The sequence below is a fragment of the Rothia sp. P4278 genome (assembly GCF_048512945.1).
Classification (GTDB): domain Bacteria; phylum Actinomycetota; class Actinomycetes; order Actinomycetales; family Micrococcaceae; genus Rothia.
On sequence record NZ_JBLXXU010000001.1, the window covers coordinates 84,233 to 107,588 of the forward strand.

General features: G+C 57.4%; 21 protein-coding genes. 13 read left to right on the forward strand and 8 right to left on the reverse strand.

The genetic code is table 11. The features are described 5' to 3' along the window. Positions 1-28: 28 nt before the first annotated feature. Positions 29-2,026 (reverse strand): TPM domain-containing protein, encoded by a 1,998-nt coding sequence (locus ACN085_RS00335; RefSeq protein ID WP_419110235.1) that lies wholly within the window; start codon positions 2,024-2,026, stop codon positions 29-31. Positions 2,027-2,273: 247 nt separating this feature from the next. Between ACN085_RS00335 and ACN085_RS00340 the strand changes: the two genes are divergently transcribed. After that, complete coding sequence (locus ACN085_RS00340; protein ID WP_419100555.1) at positions 2,274-3,797, forward strand: S1C family serine protease; 1,524 nt, start codon at positions 2,274-2,276, stop codon at positions 3,795-3,797. On the opposite strand, the gene ACN085_RS00345 is transcribed toward ACN085_RS00340, so the two are convergent. Continuing rightward, positions 3,794-4,261, reverse strand: a complete 468-nt coding sequence (locus ACN085_RS00345; RefSeq protein ID WP_419100554.1) for a tRNA (cytidine(34)-2'-O)-methyltransferase — start codon at positions 4,259-4,261, stop codon at positions 3,794-3,796. The two genes, ACN085_RS00340 and ACN085_RS00345, sit on opposite strands and share 4 nt — an antisense overlap. A gap of 119 nt (positions 4,262-4,380) precedes the next feature. Here ACN085_RS00345 and ACN085_RS00350 point away from each other — a divergent pair, with 119 nt between their 5' ends. The 10 genes from ACN085_RS00350 (at position 4,381) to secA (ending at position 17,171) form a co-directional block, all read left to right on the forward strand. Further along, positions 4,381-5,613: a cysteine desulfurase family protein gene (locus ACN085_RS00350; RefSeq protein ID WP_419104609.1), complete on the forward strand. Its 1,233-nt coding sequence runs from the start codon at positions 4,381-4,383 to the stop codon at positions 5,611-5,613. Positions 5,614-5,645: 32 nt separating this feature from the next. Beyond that, on the forward strand, positions 5,646-6,839 hold the full coding sequence (gene mnmA, locus ACN085_RS00355; RefSeq protein WP_419110236.1) for a tRNA 2-thiouridine(34) synthase MnmA: 1,194 nt from the start codon (positions 5,646-5,648) through the stop codon (positions 6,837-6,839). 74 nt (positions 6,840-6,913) lie between these two features. After that, positions 6,914-7,306: a chorismate mutase gene (locus ACN085_RS00360; RefSeq protein ID WP_419110237.1), complete on the forward strand. Its 393-nt coding sequence runs from the start codon at positions 6,914-6,916 to the stop codon at positions 7,304-7,306. Positions 7,307-7,321: 15 nt separating this feature from the next. Further along, entirely contained in the window at positions 7,322-8,419 is a 1,098-nt protein-coding gene (locus ACN085_RS00365; protein WP_419110238.1) for a hypothetical protein, read from the forward strand. A gap of 96 nt (positions 8,420-8,515) precedes the next feature. After that, positions 8,516-9,202 (forward strand): MtrAB system response regulator MtrA, encoded by a 687-nt coding sequence (mtrA, locus tag ACN085_RS00370; RefSeq protein WP_419100549.1) that lies wholly within the window; start codon positions 8,516-8,518, stop codon positions 9,200-9,202. Positions 9,203-9,215: 13 nt separating this feature from the next. Continuing rightward, positions 9,216-10,907 carry an MtrAB system histidine kinase MtrB gene (gene mtrB, locus ACN085_RS00375; RefSeq protein WP_419110239.1) on the forward strand — a complete coding sequence of 564 codons (1,692 nt, stop codon included), beginning with the start codon at positions 9,216-9,218 and terminating at the stop codon, positions 10,905-10,907. Continuing rightward, the gene (locus ACN085_RS00380; protein ID WP_419100547.1) at positions 10,900-12,591 is read left to right on the forward strand and encodes an LpqB family beta-propeller domain-containing protein; all 1,692 of its coding nucleotides are present in this window, start codon (positions 10,900-10,902) and stop codon (positions 12,589-12,591) included. The genes mtrB and ACN085_RS00380 overlap by 8 nt, the downstream gene beginning before the upstream one ends. Positions 12,592-12,777: 186 nt before the next feature. Next, on the forward strand, positions 12,778-13,467 hold the full coding sequence (locus tag ACN085_RS00385; RefSeq protein ID WP_419110240.1) for a ComF family protein: 690 nt from the start codon (positions 12,778-12,780) through the stop codon (positions 13,465-13,467). A gap of 176 nt (positions 13,468-13,643) precedes the next feature. Beyond that, on the forward strand, positions 13,644-14,288 hold the full coding sequence (hpf, locus tag ACN085_RS00390; RefSeq protein WP_419100545.1) for a ribosome hibernation-promoting factor, HPF/YfiA family: 645 nt from the start codon (positions 13,644-13,646) through the stop codon (positions 14,286-14,288). 234 nt (positions 14,289-14,522) lie between these two features. Further along, positions 14,523-17,171 (forward strand): preprotein translocase subunit SecA, encoded by a 2,649-nt coding sequence (secA, locus tag ACN085_RS00395; RefSeq protein WP_419110241.1) that lies wholly within the window; start codon positions 14,523-14,525, stop codon positions 17,169-17,171. 153 nt (positions 17,172-17,324) lie between these two features. Here the strand turns inward: secA and hisN are convergent, their stop codons facing one another. The 4 genes from hisN to ACN085_RS00415 all read right to left on the reverse strand — a co-directional run bounded on the left by hisN (position 17,325) and on the right by ACN085_RS00415 (position 21,262). After that, entirely contained in the window at positions 17,325-18,119 is a 795-nt protein-coding gene (hisN, locus tag ACN085_RS00400) for a histidinol-phosphatase (RefSeq protein ID WP_419100543.1), read from the reverse strand. Positions 18,120-18,146: 27 nt separating this feature from the next. Then, on the reverse strand, positions 18,147-19,235 hold the full coding sequence (gene rsgA / locus ACN085_RS00405) for a ribosome small subunit-dependent GTPase A (RefSeq protein WP_419110242.1): 1,089 nt from the start codon (positions 19,233-19,235) through the stop codon (positions 18,147-18,149). After that, positions 19,235-20,602: a 3-phosphoshikimate 1-carboxyvinyltransferase gene (gene aroA / locus ACN085_RS00410; protein ID WP_419104602.1), complete on the reverse strand. Its 1,368-nt coding sequence runs from the start codon at positions 20,600-20,602 to the stop codon at positions 19,235-19,237. Before aroA ends, rsgA begins: the two co-directional genes overlap by 1 nt. Positions 20,603-20,728: 126 nt before the next feature. Continuing rightward, entirely contained in the window at positions 20,729-21,262 is a 534-nt protein-coding gene (locus ACN085_RS00415; RefSeq protein WP_419104601.1) for a DoxX family protein, read from the reverse strand. A 252-nt stretch (positions 21,263-21,514) separates the two neighbouring features. Between ACN085_RS00415 and ACN085_RS00420 the strand changes: the two genes are divergently transcribed. Both ACN085_RS00420 and rsrA read left to right on the forward strand, forming a co-directional pair. Beyond that, positions 21,515-22,129, forward strand: coding sequence for a sigma-70 family RNA polymerase sigma factor (locus ACN085_RS00420; RefSeq protein ID WP_419100591.1), 615 nt, complete (start codon positions 21,515-21,517; stop codon positions 22,127-22,129). A 13-nt stretch (positions 22,130-22,142) separates the two neighbouring features. After that, entirely contained in the window at positions 22,143-22,421 is a 279-nt protein-coding gene (gene rsrA / locus ACN085_RS00425) for a mycothiol system anti-sigma-R factor (RefSeq protein ID WP_419100539.1), read from the forward strand. Positions 22,422-22,482: 61 nt separating this feature from the next. On the opposite strand, the gene ACN085_RS00430 is transcribed toward rsrA, so the two are convergent. Beyond that, the gene (locus ACN085_RS00430) at positions 22,483-22,557 is read right to left on the reverse strand and encodes a 50S ribosomal protein bL37 (RefSeq protein ID WP_377129465.1); all 75 of its coding nucleotides are present in this window, start codon (positions 22,555-22,557) and stop codon (positions 22,483-22,485) included. Positions 22,558-22,707: 150 nt separating this feature from the next. Continuing rightward, entirely contained in the window at positions 22,708-23,307 is a 600-nt protein-coding gene (locus ACN085_RS00435) for a GDSL-type esterase/lipase family protein (protein WP_419110243.1), read from the reverse strand. Positions 23,308-23,356 lie beyond the last annotated feature (49 nt).

Here is a 23,356-nt window from a genome sequence, read left to right on the forward strand (position 1 = left end):
CGGGCTGAGCCCGGCGGTGGCAGGAGAGCTAGAAATTACCGCCAGCACCGCCACCGCTACCGAAGCCACCGCCACTGCTAAAGCCGCCTCCGCCGAAGCCGCCGCCGAATGACCCGCCACCCCAGCTACTGCCGGAGCTACCCTGGCTACTTCCACCGCCTAGCAGAGTTCCCAGAAGAATACCGCCCAGCATTGCTGAGTTGGACGTGTTGCCCCTGTAGCCCCTATTGTTTTGGCTAAAGACATTAACGTCGTTTTCAGCAATACGCTGGGCATCTGTTGCCAGGCGGATCGCATCATTGGCATGGGAGAGGGCTGTGACAGGGTCTGAGGACTGAAGTTCTTGGGCTTCAGCCAGGTGACGTTCAGCTTCCCGTAGACGGGTCCGGGCTTCTGCCTTGACCCCGCCCCGGCGAGCCCACACGTATTCACCGGCTGAAGATACCCGAGCCTGGGCGGAGAGAAGCGTATGAGCTAGCTTCTCACGGGCGTTTTGCTCCTGCTCGTGAACCTGACGGACACCTGCTAGGGCCGCATCAAGTTCTGAGCGTACCTCGTGCAGGCGCTGATTGAGCAGGTAGGGGTCGATCAGGCCTCCCGCGCGCTCAGCACGAATCTGACCGAGCACAGCCTGCACACCTGCGGCGGCACCCGATAGTTGGCTACTGCTTCCCGCGCCTGTACGAGCTAACTCTTGAGCCTGAGCAACGTCGCGCTCAGCCAGAATGAGGGCATCGTCGAGGGAGGCTGCCATCTTAGCTAGGTCAGTTTCGGCGTGGTGCACAGATTCAAGGAGCCCCTTGGCCTGGCCCAGGGCCTCTTCGCCAGCACGGAGCTCCAAGATCGCTTGGCTCCTATCGGTTGCCAAAAGCTCCTGGGCCTTCTGAGCTGAGCTACGGGCAAACTCAAGGCGTGACTGTGCTTCTTCGATGTTGTCGGCTATAGCCCCGTAAGCGCTGGGGGCGTAGAGGCCTTTGAGCCTACCCAGAGCTGCTTGAGCGGGGGCGAAGAGCGGGTCAGCTGCCCTGATCTGCTCCTTGAGAGTGGTAAGCACCTGGGGCGCATTTTCTTCGAGCTTTCGCAGCTTGGTAAAGTTCTCGACCTGCTCGTTGAGAGAGGCCTGGGCTTGCTGGGTTCTGCTGATAATCTCTGTCAACCAGGCTCGCTGGTCGGCCTCGGTATCGGGGATATCGTCTTCAAGCTGTTTCTGGAGCTGGAAAGACTGCTGCATATGCTCTTTGGCGGCCTTAATAGCGTTCAGGAAGGGCGCTACTTCCTCCTCCCCGTACTGGAGGCGCGCGAATTCAACTTCTTGTAAGGAGTGGGCAATAGCGTCATCGGTGCTCACAAGTTGCTGACCGGCCTGGGTTCGTAGCTCTGCTAGGGAGGGCAGGGGGGCCTGCGGTGCCGCGGTGCCACTTGGCTGACCTGCATGAGGGGTTTTAGACGAACGTTTTCTGCTCCACAGCAGTGCTCCTGCACCGCCCAGAACACCAACGCTAATCAGTGTGGTTGCTCCCACCGCTACAGCCCCGGTGGAGGTGCCTGCGGCCCCGGATCCAAGCTGGGACTTTATCCCGGTAACTGCGGCCTGGGCGGCGGCCTTGTAATCAGATTTTGCTAGCTCAGGGTAGATGTAGTCCTGATAAATTTTTTCTTGCTCTTTGGCGGAGAGTAGCGAAGTTGAGCCTGCTAGGAAGTAGGCTTGGCGGTCCTCAGTAGCGATGACCAGGACAACATCGTTGGTTCCCATGTTGTTGAGAGATGCAAATTTTTCAACCCACTGGCCCGATGAGGTTGGGCTTTCAAAAGCATCAATTGTTACGACGAAAAGGTTGACCTGGTCATCGGTGGCAAGTTGCTGGATAGATTCTTTGAGGGCGGAGGTGTCCCCCAGGGATGAGGTGGTGTCGCTGACTCTTACCCCCGCATCCAAATCGTAGGGGGCGGCTGCGAAAGCGGCGGGCATAATACCTAACCCAAGGGAAGAAACCAGCAGGGCTGTGGCAAGGTGCTTGCGGGGCATGGGAACTCTTTTCCGGGGAACAGGCAAACGGTATGGACTATATTCTATCCTTGGGGCTGCCATCTTGGGCAGAGTTCTGGCTGAGGCTCACAGATGGTACACGGCCCCGCTCTTGGGTTTTCTCTATGGAACCCTGCAGTCAACATACAGCTTAGTTACATCTCTATCCCAGAACTGTGAAGCATAGTAGAAGCAGCTGAAAAATATGCGAGTAAGTAATTCGCACTAAAGAAAGTTGTTAACTGCCATGTCGAATAACCCTTGGGAACAGGAAAACTTGCAGTCTGCTGATGACCGTACTGTGCCACTTAACAGCGAGCACATTCAAGCGGTGGGTGCGCAGCAAGCACAGCCCCATAATGCGCAGAACCCGATTCAAGGCCAGGTAGATCCGAGCTCGGGAGCTTCCTACCAGCAGCCGGCACCGGCTAGGGGCGCACAACCTGCACATAATCATCAGGGTGCATCAACAGCCGGAAGTTATAACTATGCACATGCAGTGCAGGGACAGCCCCCTTCCGCACAGGCCTACCCGCAGAACTACTATGCGCAGGTGGCCCCTGCTAAGAAACACTCCACTACGGCTCTCATTTCTGCGGCCGCTATTGCGGCTCTGATTGGCGGTGGCGTGGGCGGCGGGGTAGCGGCTACTCTGGGAGCACTGGGTTCGGCCAGCATCACCAGGACCAGCGCCGGAACCACTATCGTCAATAACACCGACTCGGTGAACGCCGTAACCGCTGCTGCCGCAAAGGCTATCCCCTCGGTGGTGACTATTTCCGCAAACACTAGGAGCGAAGCGGGATCAGGCTCCGGGATCATCCTGGATGACCAGGGGCATATTCTCACCAACACCCACGTGGTCACACTGGACGGGGCAACTTCTAAGGCAAACCTAGAAGTCCAGCTCTCAGATGGTAACGTTCGTGCGGCCACGGTGGTAGGAACTGACCCGACCAGTGACCTAGCGGTCATCAAGATAAGTGATACTAGCGGGCTGAACCTGACACCTGCAAGCCTCGGGGACTCGGGGGCACTGAACGTGGGTGATACGACCGTTGCTATCGGTGCGCCCCTAGGGCTTTCAAACACGGTGACCACCGGTATAGTGTCCAACATGGTGCGAACCATCGAGGTGGCATCCTCAGCCGCCAAGGACTCCAACAGTGACTCGGGCAGTAGCGACCCCTTTGGCGGATCCCCTTTCCAATTTGAAATGCCAGGCCAGCAACGCTATTCCAGCTCAAATACCTCCAGTATCTCGCTTAATGTCATCCAGACCGATGCCGCAGTTAATCCCGGCAACTCTGGTGGTGCGCTGGTTAACTCTGCCGGTGAGGTTATTGGCGTGAATGTGGCTATCGCTTCAACCGATACCAGCACTACTTCTAGCAGCGGCAATATTGGTGTGGGTTTCGCAATCCCTATTAACTATGCCAAGCGTGTAGCCAACGAAATTATTGAGAGCGGCTCAGCTAGCCACGGCATGCTGGGGGCTTCTGTCACTACATCACCGGCCAATAAGGACGCTTCAGAGTCCTTTGGCGATGGTGCCCTGATCAAGGAGGTTACCAGCGGAGGTGCCGCTGAGAAAGCCGGGCTGGAAAAGGGCGATGTAGTTACTGCAGTTGATGGGCGAACCATTAGCGAAGCAACCGAGCTGACAGCCGCAGTCCGTGAGGCCGCTGCCGGTCAGACTGTTACCCTCACCGTTGAGCGTAAAGGGTCTTCCCAGCAGGTTGAGGTGACCCTGGGGCAGGCTACCTCCTAGAGGGTTCCTCCGGCGTAGCCGTGCTGGCGCCAGGCCTCAAACACCGCGATAGATGCGCTGTTAGCCAGGTTCAGTGAACGGCGGCCCGGGACCATAGGGATTTTGACACGCTCGGTGATGTGCTCATCGTCCTGAACATACTGGGGGAGACCCACAGATTCAGGGCCGAACATGAGCACGTCACCGGGCTTGTAGTCTATCTCGGCGTAGTTTGTTGATGCCGTTGTGGTGAATGCAAAAACTCGGGCGGGGGCCAGCACTTCCCAGGCATCTTCAAGGGTTTCGTGGACGGTCATGACCGCTAGATCGTGGTAGTCCAGGCCCGCGCGGCGCAGATGAGCATCCTCAAAGTTAAAGCCTAGGGGCTTGACCAGGTGCAGTTCGGCGCCTGTGATGGCAGCTAGTCGGATAGCGTTACCGGTATTGCCGGGAATTTCGGGGGCATAAAAAAGAATTTTAAACACCCCACCAGTGTACGTGCCCCCAATACCTTCCACCGTGAACCACCCCATAGAGGTCAGAGCCCGGCGGGGAGTATGATGGAGGGCTGATACTTTTCGCCCACGCTTTGAGAGGCAGGCCTATGCCCCGGGTCTACATGGACCACGCCGCCACTACCAATGTTCTTCCCGAAACCGTACAAGCGGTGACCGAACAAATGTTCACAGGCGGTAATCCGTCATCTCTCCACTCAGCTGGCCGCCGTGCCCGTGCGGCAGTGGAACAGGCTCGTGATCGTGTTGCCCGTGCCCTCAACTGTGACTCTGCGGAGGTTATTTTTACCTCGGGCGGGACCGAAGCCGATAACCTAGCGGTCAAGGGCCTCTACTGGTCGAGGACCAAGGCTAACCGAGCCGCCTGCAGGATTATTGTCTCGGCGATTGAACATCACGCGGTAGGTGATGCTGTGGAGTGGCTAGAGACCCACGAAGGTGCTGAACCCGTGTGGATTTCTCCCAACTCAGAGGGCATCATTACCCCCGAGGCTGTTGCCCAGGCTGTGGGGGAGAGCCCCGATACGGTTGCGCTGATCACGGTCATGTGGGCTAACAACGAGATGGGAGCAGTCCAGCCTATTGCTGAGATCGCCCAGCTGGCCGAAAGCCACGGTATTCCTTTCCATACCGATGCGGTCCAGGCTTTTGGTGCCCTAGATATTGACTTCCGGGCTTGCGGTGCCACGACCCTGGCTATTTCCGGGCACAAGATTGGTGGCCCCATGGGTGTGGGTGCCCTGATTGCTACCCGCACTGCGCCCCTGGCTCCTCTGCTTCACGGTGGCGGGCAGGAGCGCTCTGTGCGCTCCGGTACCATCGATGCCCCCGCTATCGCAGGTTTTGGTGTGGCCGCTCAGTCTGTGACTAACCACCGCGCAGAAGAAAGCCGCCGACTGGCGAATCTGCGGAACCTGCTTATTGAGGGTGTGCGTCATGCTATTCCCGAAGCCACCCTCAACGGCCCCGAACCCGAAAATTCTGAGCAAATCGCTGACGGTGCTTTCCGCCGGCTCCCGGGAAATGCACACTTTACTTTCCCCGGGTGTGAGGGCGACTCTCTGCTCTTCTTGCTCGATATGGCCGGTATTGAATCATCGACAGGTTCCGCCTGTAACGCCGGTGTGCCTCGACCCTCCCACGTTCTTTTGGCTATGGGAGTGGATGAGGGAATTGCACGGGGGGCCCAGCGGTTTACCTTAGGGCACACCAGCTCAGAAGCCGACGTGCAAGCCCTGCTTGGGGCTCTGCCTGCGGCTTGGGAACAGGCTAAAAAAGCAGGCATGGCCGCCCAGGCCCCTGACTCCCAGCGCTGGAACTAAAGACTTTTTGACAACCTATAAGGAATGACCCCATGAAAATACTTGCTGCTATGAGTGGCGGCGTAGACTCAGCCGTAGCCGCCGCGCGCGCTGTTGAAGCGGGCCACGATGTGGTAGGCGTACACCTGGCGCTTTCTCGTATGCCCGGAACCCTCCGCACCGGCTCACGCGGCTGCTGCACTATTGAAGACTCTATGGATGCCCGCCGGGTCTGCGACCAGCTCGGCATCCCCTTCTATGTCTGGGACTTCTCCGAGCGCTTCAAAGAAGATGTTGTCGATGACTTCATCAGCGAATATGAACAGGGGCGGACCCCCAACCCCTGCATGCGGTGCAACGAGAAGATTAAGTTTGCTGCCCTGCTCGAGAAGGCTGTGGCCCTGGGCTTTGATGCCGTTGTGACCGGCCACTACGCCAAGGTCATTACTACCGAGGGCGGCAACCGCGAACTGCACCGTGCTGCGACCTGGGCCAAGGACCAGTCCTATGTTCTGGGTGTGCTGACCCACGAACAGCTCAAGCATGCCTGGTTCCCCCTGGCCGATACTCCCTCCAAGGATCTGGTGCGTGCTGAGGCCGCCGAACGCGGGTTCTCCGTGGCCAAGAAGCCGGACTCCTACGATATTTGTTTTATCCCCGAGGGCGATACTCGCGAGTGGCTCGAAGAGCACATTGAAATGACCGAGGGCGCTATTAAGGACACCGAGGGGCGAGTCCTGGGTACCCACCGAGGTGCTCAGGCCTTTACCGTGGGCCAGCGCAAGGGCCTGGCTATTGGTCACCCTGCTGCAGACGGTAAGCCCCGCTTTGTGCTTGAAATCCGCCCCAAAACTAATGAGGTTATCGTGGGGGGCAAGGACCTGCTTGAAATTGACGAGATTCGCGGTATCCGCGAAACCTGGGCAGGCCTACCCATCCAACAAGCCGCACACTTTTTGGCCCTTGACCCTGTGGAGGGCGCACAGAGTGGGTCTTTTGAAGTGACCGCCCAGGTGCGGGCACACGCAGATCCGGTGCCCTCCACCGCCCACCTAGAATGGGTTGCCGATGATGAAGCCGCTGAGCCTGGTGCCCTGCGCCTAGAGACCGTGGTGCGCCTGCACGATAAGCTTCGCGGCGTTGCCCCCGGGCAGACCATGGTGCTCTACCAGGGCACCCGGGTATTGGGCCAGTCCACTATCGCTCGGGCCTACTCCCTGGACCGCGCGGACATCACTGCTCCCTAAATTCACGTTCCATACCGTGAAATGATGGGATTCACTCCTGCACCCAAGGCCCACCCGCGCCCTAGACTAAAGACATGAGCCCAAGAGAAACTTCTGATGACGTGCAAGCCCACGCAGATTTTAATCCCCGAGCAACATCCATGGAGGGGGTTGATCCTGCCGTCTTGGACAAGCTTTTGACTATGCGCCAGACTATCGACAATATGGACGCTGCCCTGGTCCATATCCTGGCAGAGCGTTTCCGCGCTACCCAGCGAGTAGGGCACCTTAAAGCCGCCCATAGCCTGCCGGCAGGGGACCCTGGGAGGGAAGAAGCCCAGATTAGGCGCTTGCGCGGCCTGGCCGAGGCTGCTGATCTGGACCCGGAATTTGCAGAAAAGTTCCTAAACTTCATCATCTCCGAAGTTATCCGCCACCATGAAAAGATAGCGGCTGAGACTGAAATTCAGCAGCCCACTCACCCCTAGAAAGGTCAACCGTCCGTGCATCGTGCCGCACCAGCCCTCTACCTGCCCACCGATGCAGAAATGCTCGCAATCCGTAAGGACAGCGAAACACCCATCACTTTCGAGAAACATCTCACGGTCAGAGCGAGCGGCCTGGGTAGCTGGGCAGGGGAGAACATCTTTGACGCAGTCACCAGGATCAGAGGGGAGTTGGGGGAGCCTCACATTAGCTATCTGCCTGACCTGCCCGGTAGGGGCTACCGGGCCAGCCTGCTGGCCAGAACCATCGCGGTACTTGAGGGGTTGAGCGCCGATGCTACAGCCAGTGGCTGGCGGATAACCAGCGGTTTTGCCGCTGAGGGGAGCTCAGCCCGGAGCCTGCTGGAGTCGGATATTAATGTGCTTGCCGATGTGGTCGGAAGGGAATCTGGGCTGTCGGTCTCACCGCTCAAGATAGGCTTGTTGGGGCCACTGAGCCTGGCCGCTAGCACCTACCTCACCAATGGCGAGCGACTGATCTCGGATCCAGGTGCGCGCACCGATCTAGCGCAGTCGCTGATGGCGGGGCTGGATCACCTCACCCGCCAACTGCGGCAGGCTGTTCCTGGCGCGCCGCTAGTGATTCAGTTTGATGAGCCGCTTCTCACCCCTGTGGCAGCTGGAACTATCCCTACCTCGAGTGGCTACCGTACCTTGCGGTCCGTGCCCCGGCATGAGCTGGTTGCTACTCTGAACGAGCTTCACGGGGCTACAGCGGCCTTGGAAGCTCAGCCCCTTGTACGTACTGATCTGTTGGCACTTGACCCCGAAGTCCAAAGGGTTATTGCCACCCCTGTCGTCGATATGACAGGGAGTAAGACAGCTGACTGGGAGCCGCTTGCCGCGCGGCTTGAAGCCGGTGGCGGTCTTTACCTTGAAACCGCTGATCCAATCACTCGCACTGCCAGTGGGGATCTGGCCCGTAGCCTGTGGAAAACCTGGCGTGATTTGGGTCTTCACAAGGCGCTTCTGAATCAGATGATTTTGACTGAACGCGGTGATTTAGCGACCACCGACCCTGCTCGTGCCACTACCGTTTTGGGGCATCTGACCGATACCGCCCGCGCTCTCTCCGAAATTGCCCAGGAAGCCTAAGCCTCCCCCTGAACCTGAGCTCACACTCACCGGGGGACAAACCGGTTACACTAGGGAAAGGCCTGCATCACACCCCCTCTATCCAGGAGAACACCCGTGAAAGAAACCATCCTTGTAGTCGATGACGATGACGCCCTCTCAGAGATGGTCGGTATTGTGCTTGCTCAAGAAGGCTACGAAACGGTCTTCTGCGATTCCGGTGACCGGGCTTTTGAGGCTTTCGTCAACAATCACCCCGACCTGATTTTGCTCGATTTTATGCTCCCCGGTATGGACGGTATCGAGGTGTGCACCCAGATTCGTAGTGAGTCTGAGGTTCCTATCATTATGCTGACCGCCAAGGGCGACACCGAGGACGTCGTCAAGGGTCTTGAGGCTGGTGCCGATGACTACATGACTAAGCCTTTTAAGCCAGCTGAACTGCTGGCGCGTGTGCGTGCCCGCCTGCGCCCCCGCGAGGAGCGTCATAATGAACCCTTGCGTATTGGCAACCTGGTCATCGACCTAGCAGGGCATACAGTGACCCGTGATGGGCAGGGTATTCCGCTGACACCGCTGGAATTTGAGCTTCTGGCTAACCTGGCCCGCCAGCCAGGCCAGGTTATGACCCGTGAGGCCCTATTGGGCAATGTATGGGGCTACGAAAAGACTGTGGACTCCCGTCTGGTGAACGTTCATATTCAGCGTCTTCGAGCCAAGATTGAGCGTGACCCGGAGAATCCCGAAATTGTTCTTACTGTGCGTGGGGTGGGCTATAAGGCTGCCTCCGACGGGCACCGCTAGGCAGTGACTTTCCTTGTCTGTTACCTCTGAACCGCAGTCAGTAGAGCCTCCCACTCGTTCACACCGTTTGAGGCTTCTCCATACTGTTCGCAGGTTGTGGCAGCAGTCGCTACAGTTCCGTGCAGTGGTGGCTTCAGCCTCGCTCCTGCTGGTGGCCTTCATCTTTGTGGGTTCGTTTATTTCTCACCAAATAGCGAACTCACTTTTCCGGGGAAATCTGGCCCAGGCTCTTGAAGAGTCAGCTGCGGGTTTCAGCAGCGTGCAGACCCTCATGAACGGTTCTGATGCAACTGGCCGTACCGAGATCCAGCGAGATGTGAGGCGCTTTATCACGGTCTTGGAGACCAGCAGCGCTGATAGTAACCGCCATTGGGTTCTTCTCAAAGACCCTAAGGCTCCTACAGATGGTTTTATTACCGAGCAGTCGCAGAGCAAGGAGGTGACGGGGGAAGACATTCCGGCTGACCTGGCTACGAGTGTGAGTGAGGGGTCAGGTATCTACTGGCAGTCCTCACAGGCCACCTGGGATGATGGACATACAGCGCCGGTGCTGGTGGTAGGCACAAAGGTCTCTATACCGCAGAACCCTGATTACGCTATCTACTTGGTCTATGACCTGTCGGCTTCTCAGGCTACCGTGCAGTACATCAATTTGGTGGTCTGGGTCGGGTTCAGTATCTTGCTGGTAGTAGTTTTGACTATCGTGTGGATGATTGCCCGTTTGGTTATTCGACCCATTAGTTCTACCGCTATTACAGCGGAGAAACTGGCTGCGGGGGATCTCGACCAGCGTGTTCTGGTCCGGGGGCAGAACGAAACTGCCCGTTTGGGGCTTTCCTTCAACCGAATGGCTGACTCCCTGCAGGATCAGATTTCCCGGTTGGAAAAGCTTTCGACCATGCAGCAACGTTTTGTGTCGGATGTTTCCCATGAGCTGCGGACCCCATTGACAACGGTTCGCATGGCAGCGGATATGTTGCACGATAACCGTGAGAATATGGAGCCACTCTACAAACGTTCTACCGAGTTGCTCTATAACCAGGTGGACCGCTTCGATTCCCTGCTGGCAGATCTCCTTGAAATTTCGCGTTTTGACGCTGGATCCCAGACCCTAGAAATCGTGTCGGTGGATTTTATGGCTGTGCTTGATGAGGTGCTCAAAGCGGTTGAACCGCATCTGATGCGCACCAATACCGAACTCACAGTTCATACTGACCACACCGAGATCATGGTTGATATGGACCACCGACGGATTGAGCGTGTTCTGCGGAATCTGCTCTTTAACGCGGTAGAGCACTCAGAGGGCAGACCTATTGATGTGTATGTGGATGCCACCGAAACCACTCTGGGCCTTGCTGTCCGTGACCACGGTATCGGTTTGAGCCCCGAGGAAACCGAGCAAGTCTTTAACCGTTTTTGGCGTGCGGATACTTCGCGCAAGCGCACCCTGGGAGGTACCGGGCTGGGGCTGTCCATTGCAGCAGAAGATGTACGTCTTCACCAGGGCCTGCTAGAAGCCTGGGGTATCAAGGGAGAGGGCGCCTGCTTCCGCATGACCATTCCTGTTGACCAGGACCTACCGATGGGTCCTTCGCCTGTCTTGCTGAGCGGTGAGCCTCTTGCTCCTGAGCCTTTGGCTCTGGAGGCCCGACCGCTAGAAGGAAGCATCGACGAATACGACCGACCGGAGGCCACCGATGGCTAAGATCTCACGCCGCACCGCCCTTAGCATGACTTTGAGTTCCTTAGTTGCATCTGTAAGCGCCTGCGCTACGATTCCAACTGACGGTGAGGTCAACCATTACGCTGACCCGCAGGCGACGGGTTCAACTGCTGGTGCCTCTGCCGGTCCGCAAGGCCCTCAGCCGGGGGCCAGTCCTTCAGAGATTATTGAGGGGTTCTTACACGCTGGAACCGGTGTGAACGACGATTACAGTGTTGCCCGCCAGTATCTGACTAAAGACCTGGCACAGTCGTGGCGACCCGATGGCAGGACCCTGGTCTATAACTCATCCTTTGCAACCAGGGCGACCGGGGAGAATAGCTATGTGGTTGCGGTGCCCACCAGCACTGAGATTGATAACAGGGGACTGGCTACCTCATACACGACCTTTACCGATACCGAAATCGAGTTCTCTTTGGAGAAAGTGCAGCAGGAATGGCGAATTTCTGCGGTGCCTGACGGAACGGTTCTGAGCCGCACTGAATTTGGTGAGGTGTTCAATCCTTTTACTCTCTATTTTTACGACCCGACTTTCACCTATGCGGTGCCCGATATCCGATGGTTTGCTGAACGCTCGACGATCGCTACATCGCTCATTCGGGTTTTGTTAGAGGGACCGGCCCCCTACCTTGAGGGCGCGGTGGTGACTGCTGTGCCGCAGGAAACTCGCCTGGCCATCAACTCGGTTCCTGTGGAAAACGGGGTAGCTGATATTCAGCTCGCTGGTGGTAATGCTCTGGTCACGGCAAGTGCTTTGGAGACTGAGCGGTTAAGGACTCAGCTCACTCAGGCTCTGTCGAACCTGGCTACGGTTGCCTCGGTTCAGATGAGCATCAATAATCAGGTGGTAGCTGCCCAGAAACTCGAGAACTATAAAGAACCCACCATTAATGCTGTGGTGTCAGGAGCCGTGGTGGGGATTGAGAACAATCGGCTGGTAAGCCGGAGCGCTTTGGTCGATACAGCTAGCCAGCAGACTATTGTCGAGGGCGTAGCCTACGGCGCTATTACACAGCCAGCAATGAACTACACCCGCAACTTTTATGCCTACACAAATGCTGGTCGCAACGAGATATGGCTGGCCAATTCAAACCGGTCTGGTTCTATTCACCGGGGGAATGGCATCTTGCAACCAAGTTTTGATCACCTGAATTGGCTCTGGCTGGGTGAGCAAGGTGGAAGGGTGAGGGCTTACCCGGCTGGCCAGGAAAATGGTGAGCTTCTGACGGTCAAGACATGGCTAACGGAGGAAACCGTGCACAGCCTTGCGATAGCTCGTGACGGTAGCCGTGCCCTTGTGGTGACCTCCGTCGGGGGGAATGACTACGCCGCTTGGGTTTCTGCTATCCGCCGGGCATCTGATGGTACACCGCAGGAGCTCATGGCCCCGGTACGTATTGGCTCGGATATTAATCCAAGGGGCGCTGAATGGCATACCGATGAAGAGGTTTTCCTGTGGAATACCGAAACCACTCAAACCGAAATTGTTTCGCTTTCTGGGCATAGTACCCAGTACGATCCGCTTCAGGGAATAGTGCGTATTGTGACGGGTAACGGGCTTGATCAGGCTGTAGCGATGACTGATGAAAACGGTCTGTATATTGTTGCCGGTAGGAGCTGGACCAGGATCGAGACTAGCCTGAGTGAAGTGAATTACTCTGGCTAAAGGTGTTCCCGGTGTACACACCCCTGGCTGGTTTTCATAGACCCAGGAATACTTCAGGGTGTGCATTACCTCTTCCAAAGACATGAGACGAGACCTGCTGATAAAGGCCTTCTGGGGCACCTGAGCCAGACTGCTGAGCTCTTTTTCCCCAGGGTCTGCGCTAGTTGCTGGGCTTTTGGCAGGACTATGCAAGGCTCTGGGGCGCTTTGCCCGCTCTGTGACCGATTGTTGCGCCTGGCAACACTGGCGGTTGAGCCCACCGCTGTTGCCTATGCGCGCTTACCGATTTATACGGCTGGCCGGTATGAGTACGAGCTGGCACGCTGTATTCTGGCTTTCAAAGACGGTGGCAGAACCGATCTAGCCCCTTACCTTGTGAGTGCGCTCAACCGTTCTCTGCTTGCGCTACTTGCGGGAACTGGAAGCCGGTCTAGCGGCCGCCCTCTGCACCTGGTTCCACTGCCGTCCAGTAGAGCCGCAACCCGCCGTCGGGGTTATGCCCCTGCACCTCTTCTTGCCTCGGCTCTGGTGCGTGCTGTGCGAGGGCAAGTGGATGTACGGGTCCTGCCTGTCCTTGAGCCGGTCCCTACCTGGTGCAGGCCAGGGGTGGGGCATCGTACCGGTGCGCAAAAGACCCTGAGTAAGTACGACCGCCAGCGGGCGATGAACGGAAAGCTACGCTTAGGGCAGCCGCTCTTCCACAGCCTGGGGCGTTCATATAAGCTAGCTGGTGCCCGCTGCATACTGGTCGATGATGTGGTCACTACGGGCGCATCGTTAGCAGAAGCCCAGCGTCTCTTGCGCCAGGCCGGGGTGCTGGTGGAAGGGGCTATCGCCGTGGCTCGGGTCCCTCGTGTAGACCTTGCTGACACATGATAGGTTTAGAGCACTTTAGCCCCGTAAAATACGACTGAATTTGCCCGACAAGCTCCCAAGGCAATGACTTGAAACACAAATAGGCGTAAAGTTGCAGTAAGGAATCCACAAGGCAGATTCCCCAATACGAGGCAGTCACAAGGCCCCGTATTCACCCCCTGAGAATGGAGGGAATTGTGGAATTCAAGATCGTCGGTCGCAACGTCAAAGTGGGCCAGCGTTTGCAGGAATACATTGAAAGCAGAATCACCAAGTTTGAAGTTTTGGGTGATAATGTCACCGATATTGAGGTCAAATTCACCAGGGAAAGCGAAAGCGGCCCGGCCTCAATCCGAGCGGAAATAACCGTTATTGGTCGTGGTCCTATCCTGCGTGCAGAATCAACTGGCCAGGACAAGTTCGCTGTCTTTGACGAAACCTACGGCAAGCTCCTTGAGCGCCTACGTCGCGCACGAGATCGTCGCAAGACCCGTCGCGCCGGTGGCAAGCACCCCGTTTCTGTAGCCGAGGCAACCGGCTCAATGCCTATCATTACCGAAGAGGTTGCGCTCACTGAGATTCGCACCGATGAACTACCGGTTGAAGAAGCCGCATTCGCTGGTGAGTATGACCTGCACGATGAGGTTTCTTCCCCCATCGAAATCAGAAAGAAGAGCTTCCCCGCAGATCATCTGACAGCAGAAGAAGCTGTTGACCGTATGGAGCTGGTTGGCCACGATTTCTTTCTCTTCGTTGACCGCGAAACAGGTGCACCGGCAGCCGTCTACCGGCGTAAGGGTTGGTCCTACGGTGTCATCCTGCTTGAAGATACCGAGAGCTAAGCTTTTCTGAATCGCCCCATGATGGCTCCCTCCCCAATGATGGGGAGGGAGCCATTGTATGGGGCCCTGGTTACTCTCAGGGCTACCTGGGAGCGCCCAATGACCTTAAGAAAAGCTTGTATCACGCCCACAGGTGAAAGAGTCTGAGGGGCTAAAGGACTAAACTACAATAGAGTGAGCATGGTGGGCCTACCCACCTTACGACTATTTCAAATCTACAAGGAGCAAACTTCAGTGGCATCTCTCTTGGAAAAGCTACTCCGCAGCGGAGACAAGAAAGTCCTCAAACAGCTGCGTGCTTACACCGATGCAGTGAACACACTCGAAGACAGCTTTGTCTCTATGACCGATGCTGAACTTCGCGCTGAGACCGACTCCTTCCGCAAACGTGTTGAAGACGGCGAATCCCTGGATCTCTTGCTGCCCGAGGCCTTCGCAGTAGTCCGTGAAGCCTCAAAGCGCACGCTGGGCAAGCGGCACTACGACGTTCAGCTCATGGGCGGCGCCGCCCTGCACCTGGGCAATATCGCCGAAATGAAGACCGGTGAAGGTAAGACCCTGGTCGCTACTGCACCGGCCTACCTGAACGCCCTCTCTGGCAAGGGTGTGCACATTGTTACGGTGAATGACTATCTGGCGGAGTACCAGGCTAACCTCATGGGCCGTGTTTTCCGTTTCTTGGGCATGGAATGCGGCGTCATTTTGGCTAACCAGACCCCCGAGGTCCGCCGTAAGCAATACGAAGCTGACATCACCTACGGCACAAACAATGAGTTCGGCTTTGACTACCTGCGCGATAATATGGCCTGGACCAAGGACGAGCAGGTACAGCGTGGACATAACTTTGCCATTGTCGATGAGGTTGACTCCATCCTGATTGACGAGGCCCGTACCCCGCTGATTATCTCCGGCCCCGCAATGGGGGAGGCCAACCGCTGGTACGGTGAGTTCGCCCGGATCGCTCGGACCCTGGTAACCGGCAAGGACTATGAGGTTGACGAGAAGAAGCGCACTGTGGGCGTCCTGGAAAGCGGTATCGACAAGGTGGAAGATCACCTGGGTATCGATAACCTCTACGAACCCGAGAACACCCCGCTCATCGGCTTCCTCAACAATGCTATTAAGGCCAAAGAACTCTTTAAGGGCAACAAAGACTACGTTGTGATGAACGGTGAGGTGCTGATTGTTGATGAGCACACCGGCCGTATCCTTGCTGGCCGCCGCTACAATGACGGTATTCACCAGGCAATCGAAGCCAAGGAAGAGGTTGAGGTTAAGCCTGAGAACCAGACCATGGCAACCGTGACCTTGCAGAACTACTTCCGCATGTACGATAAGCTCTCGGGCATGACCGGTACCGCCGAAACCGAGGCCGCTGAGTTCATGAACACCTACGAGCTGGGTGTTGTGCCGATTCCCACCAACAAGGATGTTCAGCGTATCGACCAGCCCGATAAGGTCTACAAGAACGAAATCGCTAAGTTCAACGCCGTTGTTAAGGACATTGAGGCCCGCCACGAGTCCGGCCAGCCCGTTCTGGTCGGTACAACCAGCGTTGAGAAGTCTGAGTACCTTTCCAAGCTCCTGTCCAAGGCTGGTATCCGTCATGAGGTTCTGAACGCTAAGAACAATGCCCGTGAAGCGGTAATTGTGGCTCAGGCTGGTCGTAAGGGCGCCGTGACCGTGGCAACCAACATGGCAGGCCGTGGTACTGACATCATGCTCGGTGGTAACCCTGAGTTCGAGGCCGTAGAAACCATGAAGCGTCTGGGCCTGGATCCCAACGATAACCCCGAAGACTACGAGGCCAAGTGGCCCGAGGTCCTCAAGGCCGCTGAGGAAGCGTCAGCCGCTGAACACGATGAGGTCACCGAGCTGGGCGGCCTGTACGTCCTGGGCACCGAGCGCCACGAGTCCCGCCGTATCGATAACCAGCTCCGAGGCCGTTCTGGCCGTCAGGGTGATCCCGGTGAGTCACGCTTCTACCTGTCACTTTCCGATGACCTGATGCGCCTGTTCAACGGTCAGGCTGCCGCCCGCCTGATGGCCGGTGCCCCCGATGACACCGCGCTAGAAGCCAAAATTGTTTCCCGTGTCATTGCCAACGCTCAGGGCCAGGTCGAGGCCCGTAACGCTGAGCAGCGCAAGAACGTGCTCAAGTACGACGATGTTCTCAACCGCCAGCGTGAGGCCATGTACACCGACCGCGCCCAAATTCTTGATGGCGATGATCTGCAAGAGCAGATGAGCAAGTTCCGTACTGAGGTTATTACCTCAACCATTGACGCTCAGGTAGCTGAGGGCCACGCCGAAGACTGGGACTTTGATAAGCTCTGGGAGGCCCTGCGCTCTATCTTCCCCGTGACCATTACACCCGAGGACCTAGACGAAGAAGCGGGGGACCGCACCAAGGTCACCCGTAATCAGATCGTCAAGGAAATCTTGGCTGATGCTGAGCTCCAGTACAAGGAACGCGAAGAGTCAGTGGGGCAAGATGCCATGCGCGAAATTGAACGCCGTGTTGTGCTCTCTGTTATCGGTAAGCGCTGGCCTGAGCACCTCTACGAGATGGACTATCTCAAGGAGGGCATCGGCCTGCGAGCTATGGCTCAGCGGGACCCCCTGGTGGAGTACCAGCGTGAAGGCTACGCCCTGTACCAGGGCATGATGGACGCTATCCGCGAGGAAACCGTTACCATGCTCTATCAGATTGATCTTTCCAAGCAACGTACTCAGCAGACTAACATTCAGCTGAAGATTCCTGCTCAGCCTAAGTTCTTGCAGTACTCGGCACCGTCCGAGAGCGGCCAGACCGAGGTTCATACCGAGGCTGTCAAGGACAGGACCAACGAGCAGATTTCTCTTCTCAAGAAAAAGAAGTAGAAACCCTGCCCCCTAGAAGAAGCCGGCTCCCCGAATATTCGGGGAGCCGGCTTTTTAAGTAGGGAATGCATAAGATTCAGTTAAGGCACATGCATGCCCACAGCAAGCGTGAGCCCCTAGGCCTTGTCTATAAATATCGCAGACAGACAGCACCTAGAGCGTCTTGTCTGTGCCCAGGTACTCCAGCGCGGATCGATGCAGATGCCCGTTGGTTGCCAGGGCGTTGCCGCCGTGGGGGCCGTCCTCACCGGCCAGGGAGGTAAACTTACCGCCAGCTTCGGTGACGATTGGGACCAGGGCCGCCATGTCGTAGAGGCCAAGCTCCGGTTCGGCGGCTACATCGACAGCACCCTCTGCCACCATCATGTAGGACCAGAAGTCGCCGTAGGCACGGGTTCGCCAGACCCTATCGGTCATATCAATGAACTGATCTCGGATGCCCAGTTCCTTCCAGCCACTAAGAGATGAGTAGGAAAGTGAAGCATCGTTCAGAGACCTCACCGATGAAACCGATATGCGGGTGGCCTTAGCCAAGGAACGTCCGGTATAGGCACCGGTGCCTAGAGCTGCCCACCAGCGCCTTTGTAGGGCGGGGGCAGAAACCACGCCAACAACGGGCTGACCGTGATCGAGCAGGGCAATGAGGGTGGCCCATACCGGTACACCACGCACATAGTTTTTGGTGCCGTCGATGGGGTCAATCACCCACTGGCGTGGGGAAGAACCTGTCTCCCCGAATTCCTCGCCCAGAACGGAGTCGCGGGTGCGGACGCGGGAGAGCTGGGAGCGGATATGCTGTTCAGCTTCGCGGTCTACCTCGGTGACAGGGGTGAGATCGGGTTTGGTCTCTACGGTGAAATCCTGCGCGTTGAAACGAGCCAGCGTGAGCCGGTCAACGGAGTCAGCCATGATGTGAGCTAGACGGAGGTCATCGTTGTAGTTGGTCATGTGTCTTTACCCTTGAGTGTGTGGTCGCTAGGAGGCTACGACGCCAAGTTCTTTTTCGGAGTCACCGGTTTCTTCATCGACGCGAAGAAGTTTGCGGAGGGATTCTAAACGCTCTGCACCTGCGGCACCTGCTAGGCCTGCTTCAACGTAGGCCTGGATTCCACAGTTGGGGCTTGCAGAAGCGTGGGTGCACCCTTTGGGGCAGTTGGCTGAGCCGGGGGCTAGGTCGCTAAAAGAAGCAACCAGGGTTTCTGGCTCAACATGGGCTAGGCCAAAGGAACGGATGCCGGGGGTGTCAATAATCCAGGTTCCGGCCTGCTTGTCTTTGGGTTGCAGTGCCAGGGCGGACGATGAGGTGTGCCTGCCGCGCCCGGTGACAGAGTTGACGTGGCCGGTGGCTCTCTCGGCGCCGGTGAGCGCATTGACCAAAGTGGACTTGCCGACACCGGAATGGCCAAGGAGGACCGAGACTGACCCGGTGAGAAGGTCACTGAGCTGGTCGATCAGGGACAGATCAAGGCCCTCGGAGCCCTCTTCGCTGGGGGCTCGACCGTCCCGGGCCTTAGAAAGCACAAGGGTGAGCTCAACGTCTTTATAGTAGTCCAGCAGACGCTGGGGGTATTTCAGGTCGGTCTTGGTAATACAGAGAACCGGGTCAAGGCCGGCATCAAAGGCAGCGACCAAGGAACGGTCAATGAAGCCGGTGCGGGGCTCGGGGTTTTCTGCGGCCACCACAATAACCAGCTTGTCGGCGTTGGCAACAACGGCCCGCTCGATGGGGTCGGTGTCATCGGCGCTACGGCGCAACAGGTTCGTGCGCTCTTCAATACGGACCAGGCGGGCTAGCGTATCAGGCTTACCGCTGGTGTCACCCACCAGCGCAACCCGATCGCCCACCACAATGGGGCAGCGGCGCAGTTCCCGGGCACGGACGGCTGTTACCCGGCGCTCTGTTGAGAGGCCCTCATCGAGTACCGCTGTGTAGCGGCCACGGTCAACAGTAACGATACGACCGATGTGAGCATCAGCATAGGAGGGGCGGTCCTTGGTGCGTGGGCGGGAACCCTTCTTATTGGGGCGAACCCGCACGTCGCTTTCATCCCAGGTGCGGCGCATTAGCGGTCACCAGCCTTGAACTGATCCAGCATGTTCATCCACAGACCGGTGAAACCGGGCAGGGTTTTAGCAGTGGTTTCAACCTCCTGCACGATGACCTGGGGAAGGTGCAGGCCGATAATGGCGGCGGCTGTTGCCATGCGGTGGTCGGCGTAGGTCAGGAAGAACCCGCCGTGCTGAACCGGAGCTGTAACTTTGATGCCGTCCTCTGTTTCTTCCGCTTGGCCTCCCAAACGGTTGATTTCAGCGGTAAGGGCCGCCAGCCGGTCAGTTTCGTGCCCCCGCAGGTGAGCAATACCTCTGAGAACGCTGGTGGCCGGTGAGAGCGCGATCAGCGCGGCAACTGTAGGTGCCAGCTCGCCGGCTTCTGACAGGTCAAGGTCAAGACCGGGTAGGCCCGCTACGGCACCGCCAGCTGGGCCGGTGACAGTCAGGTTCCCGTCATGTAGCTCAACCTGAGCACCGAGCTGGGGCAGAATAGTGAGCCAGTGATTACCGCCCTGGGTAGTGTGTTCGGGCCAGCCTGCAATAGTGACCTGCGCGCCGGTGACCACTGCTGCGGCCAAAAAGGGCCCAGCGTTAGAGAGGTCGGGTTCTACTGTGACTTCGAAACCGGGGAAGCCGCCGGGTGCTACCGTCCAGGTGTTGGCTCCATCGAACTCGACTGCGATACCGAGCTCCCGCATAGTCTCAACAGTCATCTCAATATGAGGCATGGAGGGTAGCGCCCCGCCCTCATGGTGCAGAATCAGCCCCTGAGGGAGCCGACAGGCGGCTAGAAGCAGGGCAGAAACAAACTGCGAAGACTCAGAAGCGTCAATGGTAAGCTCAGCAACCTGGTGCCTGCCGTCTGAAATCAGGGTAAAAGGCAGAGCCCTATCTCCGCCCTCCTCAAGGGTGGCACCTAGACTGCGTAGGGCATCGATGACCGGGCCCATAGGTCGAATTCGAGCGTGGGGGTCACCGTCAAAAGAAAACCTACCGGGGAGCAGAGCTGCCACCGGGGGAACAAAACGCATGACCGTACCCGCTAGGCCCACATCGATGGAGGCTGTCTTAGGCTGTGGGTGAGAAAAATTCAGGGGAGTAACTCGCAGATCCGGCCCAAAGGGACTGCCTGTTGGAATCTCATCGAACCGGGCACCCAGCTCGCTGAGGGCGGCAATCATCAGAGCTGAATCGCGGGAATGCAGGGGTGCATGGATAATCGAGGGGCTATCGGCAAGGGCCGCTAGCACAAGGTAGCGGTTGGTGAGCGACTTGGAGCCCGGGATCTCAAGGCGGGCTCGAGCGCCTGGTTGCACCGATACGGTGGGGGCGTGCCAGTCACCATCTGCTACTGACACTGTGCTGGGCACATCAACCACGAAGAACCTACCTACCTTTTCTTATAAGGGCATACTGCTACCTATTTTAGGTTGCTAGAAGGGGTAGAAGAAAACCCCGCACCGTTTGGTGCAGGGTTTTCTAGTTTTTTGGCCGCCCTTAAAGTCTTAGGCAGACAGCAAATCGCTGACCTTCTTTTGGGCATCGTGGGCTACATCCTGCACCTCAGAGGCAAGCCGTGAAGACTTGTGGGCCACCTTGTCGCTGAGCTTAGATGCACGCCAAACCAGTGAAGGGTTGCCATTGGTGTCTACTGCTGAAATTGCGATAGCACCCAGCAAGGAGCCGTTGGCAAGGGCAACATTGCGGCGGGCTGTTTTTTCGTTCTTAGTGTTGGCCTCAGCGGCACGGTACTCAACGTAGGAGTTGATGGCCCCGGTGATGAAAAGCTGTGTGGCGGCCAAACGGGGGAACTTTCCCAGAGCAAAAAGCGTACCAGCGGCAACCTGAGAACCCGCCAGAACCTTACCGACCAGTTCTTCCTGCCCCTTGAGGGCCTTGAGCTGGGGGCTGATGCTAGCTGCCACATCGACTAGCTTGGTCAGGTGCTTGGATGAACCTGGGGTACGCAGGCGGTCAACACCCGAGACAATAAAGCTAGAAGCCAAGAGGGGGCGAGCAACTTTACGAACCAAAGACATGATTTTCTCCTTTGAGGGGGGTCCCACCGCAGCGCGATAGATTCTTTCAGTTCCCAGCATACAGAGCCGAACAGGTTCAGGGGGCCGGTACACCCTGAGGCAGGCGACAAGAATCAAAAAATTCACGGGAATAAAAGGGGCAGGAGATAGTGTTATACCCTGTGTCGCCCAGGGTACTGTTACCCGCTACTGGCAGGTAGAGTAGGACGATAAGACCCCAGATACGGGAGGGACATGACCACCACAGGCTCCATGGAAACCGCAGGAGACACCGGGCAAAGCCAGAAGGAAGGCCCCGAGCTGAATGCTGAGCAAAAAGCCAGGTTTGAAGGCGAAGCCCTCCAGTACGTGGACCAGCTCTACGCGGCGGCTCTGCGCATGGCCCGCAACCCTCAGGACGCCGAGGACCTGGTGCAGGAAGCCTACATGAAAGCTTTTGCTGCATTCCACCAGTACAAGCCCGGCACCAACCTCAAAGCCTGGCTTTACCGGATTCTGACCAACACCTACATCAATGTCTACCGCAAGCGTCAGCGGGAACCCTACCAGGCCAACACCGATACGGTAGAGGACTGGCAACTGGCGCAGGCAGGTGCCCACGACTCACGTGGCCTGCCCTCCGCAGAATCAGAGGCCCTGGCCCGTCTTCCCGACAGCGACGTCAAAGAAGCCCTCCAAGCAATCCCGGAGGACTTCCGCATGGCGGTCTACTACTCAGATGTTGAGGGTTTTTCCTACAAAGAAATCTCCGAGATTATGGATACCCCTATCGGCACCGTCATGTCCCGCCTGCACCGTGGGCGCAAACTTTTACGTGACAAACTTACAGACTATGCAGCTGAACGCGGCATCAAGACCTCGGTTTAAGAAAGGAGCCATCATGCCCACGGCACACGGCGCAGACGGCGCCCCCAACCCCTGCCAGGAACGACTCACCAGAATTTACGACTACCTGGATGACCCACTGAGCTGCCAGGATCTCGAAGAGCTCCAAGCCCACCTGGCCGAGTGCAAATATTGTGCTCAGGAATACGACCTCGAATGTATTATCCGGCAGGCGGTGCGAAGAACCTGCTCCGAAAGGGCGCCCCAGGATCTCAAGAGCCGTATCCGGGACTGCATCGACACCCTGCACAGCCAGGCCCATACCGAGGCCTAGGTGCGTCAGACATACGAAAGGGCCCTCACTCTGTGAAGAGTGAGGGCCCTTGGTGATTGCCTTATGAATTGGGGCGCTTACCGTGGTTAGCGCCACCCTTACGGCGATCCTTACGCTTGCGACCGCGCTTGCTCATATGAGCCTCCTTGATCAAGGTGGAGTGTCCGCCAGGATAACGGAGCACAAAATGGTCGATAGCACCCGTTAACAGGCACTTCTCACCATTTTGGCATACCTTAGCCCTGATTGCACAATACTGCTTTGAATATCACGCCAGTTTGTTGGCTTAGACCGGCTCAGAAATCTGGAGCCAGTTGTACCAGCCGCGGTGAAGAACCAGCCAGGCAATCAAGCCGTATCCGGACTGGCCCGGGCGGCCGTCGTTAGCGGCAAGGTCGTTGCGCCACTGCTCGTGGTGAAGGAGCGGGTTGAAGGTATCAACGTAGACGTGGTTACGGCGGGTAACCACATCGGCGTAAGCTGCGGAGAGGTCAGCAATCTTGCGGTTGCGCTCGGAGTCCAGGGTGGGGGGAGGGCCAACTACAAGAACCTTGACATTGTTCTGAGAAGCCATATCAACCATGTTCGCTAGGTTCAGGCGTGAACGTGCGCTGGTGATACCCAGGTCAATGTCAAAAGTGGAGGGTGCGATCACCAGACGGTTATCGTGACCCTGGGCAAAACGGCGGATGGCTTCTTCAAACCAGCGTGAGTTGAGCTGTTCACTGCCTTCACCGGGGGCGGCCAAGTTATAGGCCGAGATAGAGGCTGAGTTCTGGGGGGTGCGTGCCATAACGCGACCAAACCACCCCAGGGTGCGGGGGTCCCCAACGCCTGCGAGCAGTTCATCGCCAACGGCTACAAGCCGAATTTTTCGCTGATCCACGTGCTTCTTTCTCTAGGCCGTGGGGTAAGTGCCCCACAGCAACGGTTGT

Excerpts from the sequence above, each read along its gene's own strand:
- ACN085_RS00335 (WP_419110235.1), bottom strand. The coding sequence starts at position 2,026 with ATGCCCCGCAAGCACCTTGCCACAGCCCTGCTGGTTTCTTCCCTTGGG.
- ACN085_RS00340 (WP_419100555.1), top strand. The coding sequence starts at position 2,274 with ATGTCGAATAACCCTTGGGAACAGGAAAACTTGCAGTCTGCTGATGAC.
- ACN085_RS00350 (WP_419104609.1), top strand. The coding sequence starts at position 4,381 with ATGCCCCGGGTCTACATGGACCACGCCGCCACTACCAATGTTCTTCCC.
- mnmA (WP_419110236.1), top strand. The coding sequence starts at position 5,646 with ATGAAAATACTTGCTGCTATGAGTGGCGGCGTAGACTCAGCCGTAGCC.
- ACN085_RS00360 (WP_419110237.1), top strand. The coding sequence starts at position 6,914 with ATGAGCCCAAGAGAAACTTCTGATGACGTGCAAGCCCACGCAGATTTT.
- ACN085_RS00380 (WP_419100547.1), top strand. The coding sequence starts at position 10,900 with ATGGCTAAGATCTCACGCCGCACCGCCCTTAGCATGACTTTGAGTTCC.
- ACN085_RS00385 (WP_419110240.1), top strand. The coding sequence starts at position 12,778 with ATGCAAGGCTCTGGGGCGCTTTGCCCGCTCTGTGACCGATTGTTGCGC.
- hisN (WP_419100543.1), bottom strand. The coding sequence starts at position 18,119 with ATGACCAACTACAACGATGACCTCCGTCTAGCTCACATCATGGCTGAC.
- rsgA (WP_419110242.1), bottom strand. The coding sequence starts at position 19,235 with ATGCGCCGCACCTGGGATGAAAGCGACGTGCGGGTTCGCCCCAATAAG.
- ACN085_RS00415 (WP_419104601.1), bottom strand. The coding sequence starts at position 21,262 with ATGTCTTTGGTTCGTAAAGTTGCTCGCCCCCTCTTGGCTTCTAGCTTT.
- ACN085_RS00420 (WP_419100591.1), top strand. The coding sequence starts at position 21,515 with ATGGAAACCGCAGGAGACACCGGGCAAAGCCAGAAGGAAGGCCCCGAG.
- rsrA (WP_419100539.1), top strand. The coding sequence starts at position 22,143 with ATGCCCACGGCACACGGCGCAGACGGCGCCCCCAACCCCTGCCAGGAA.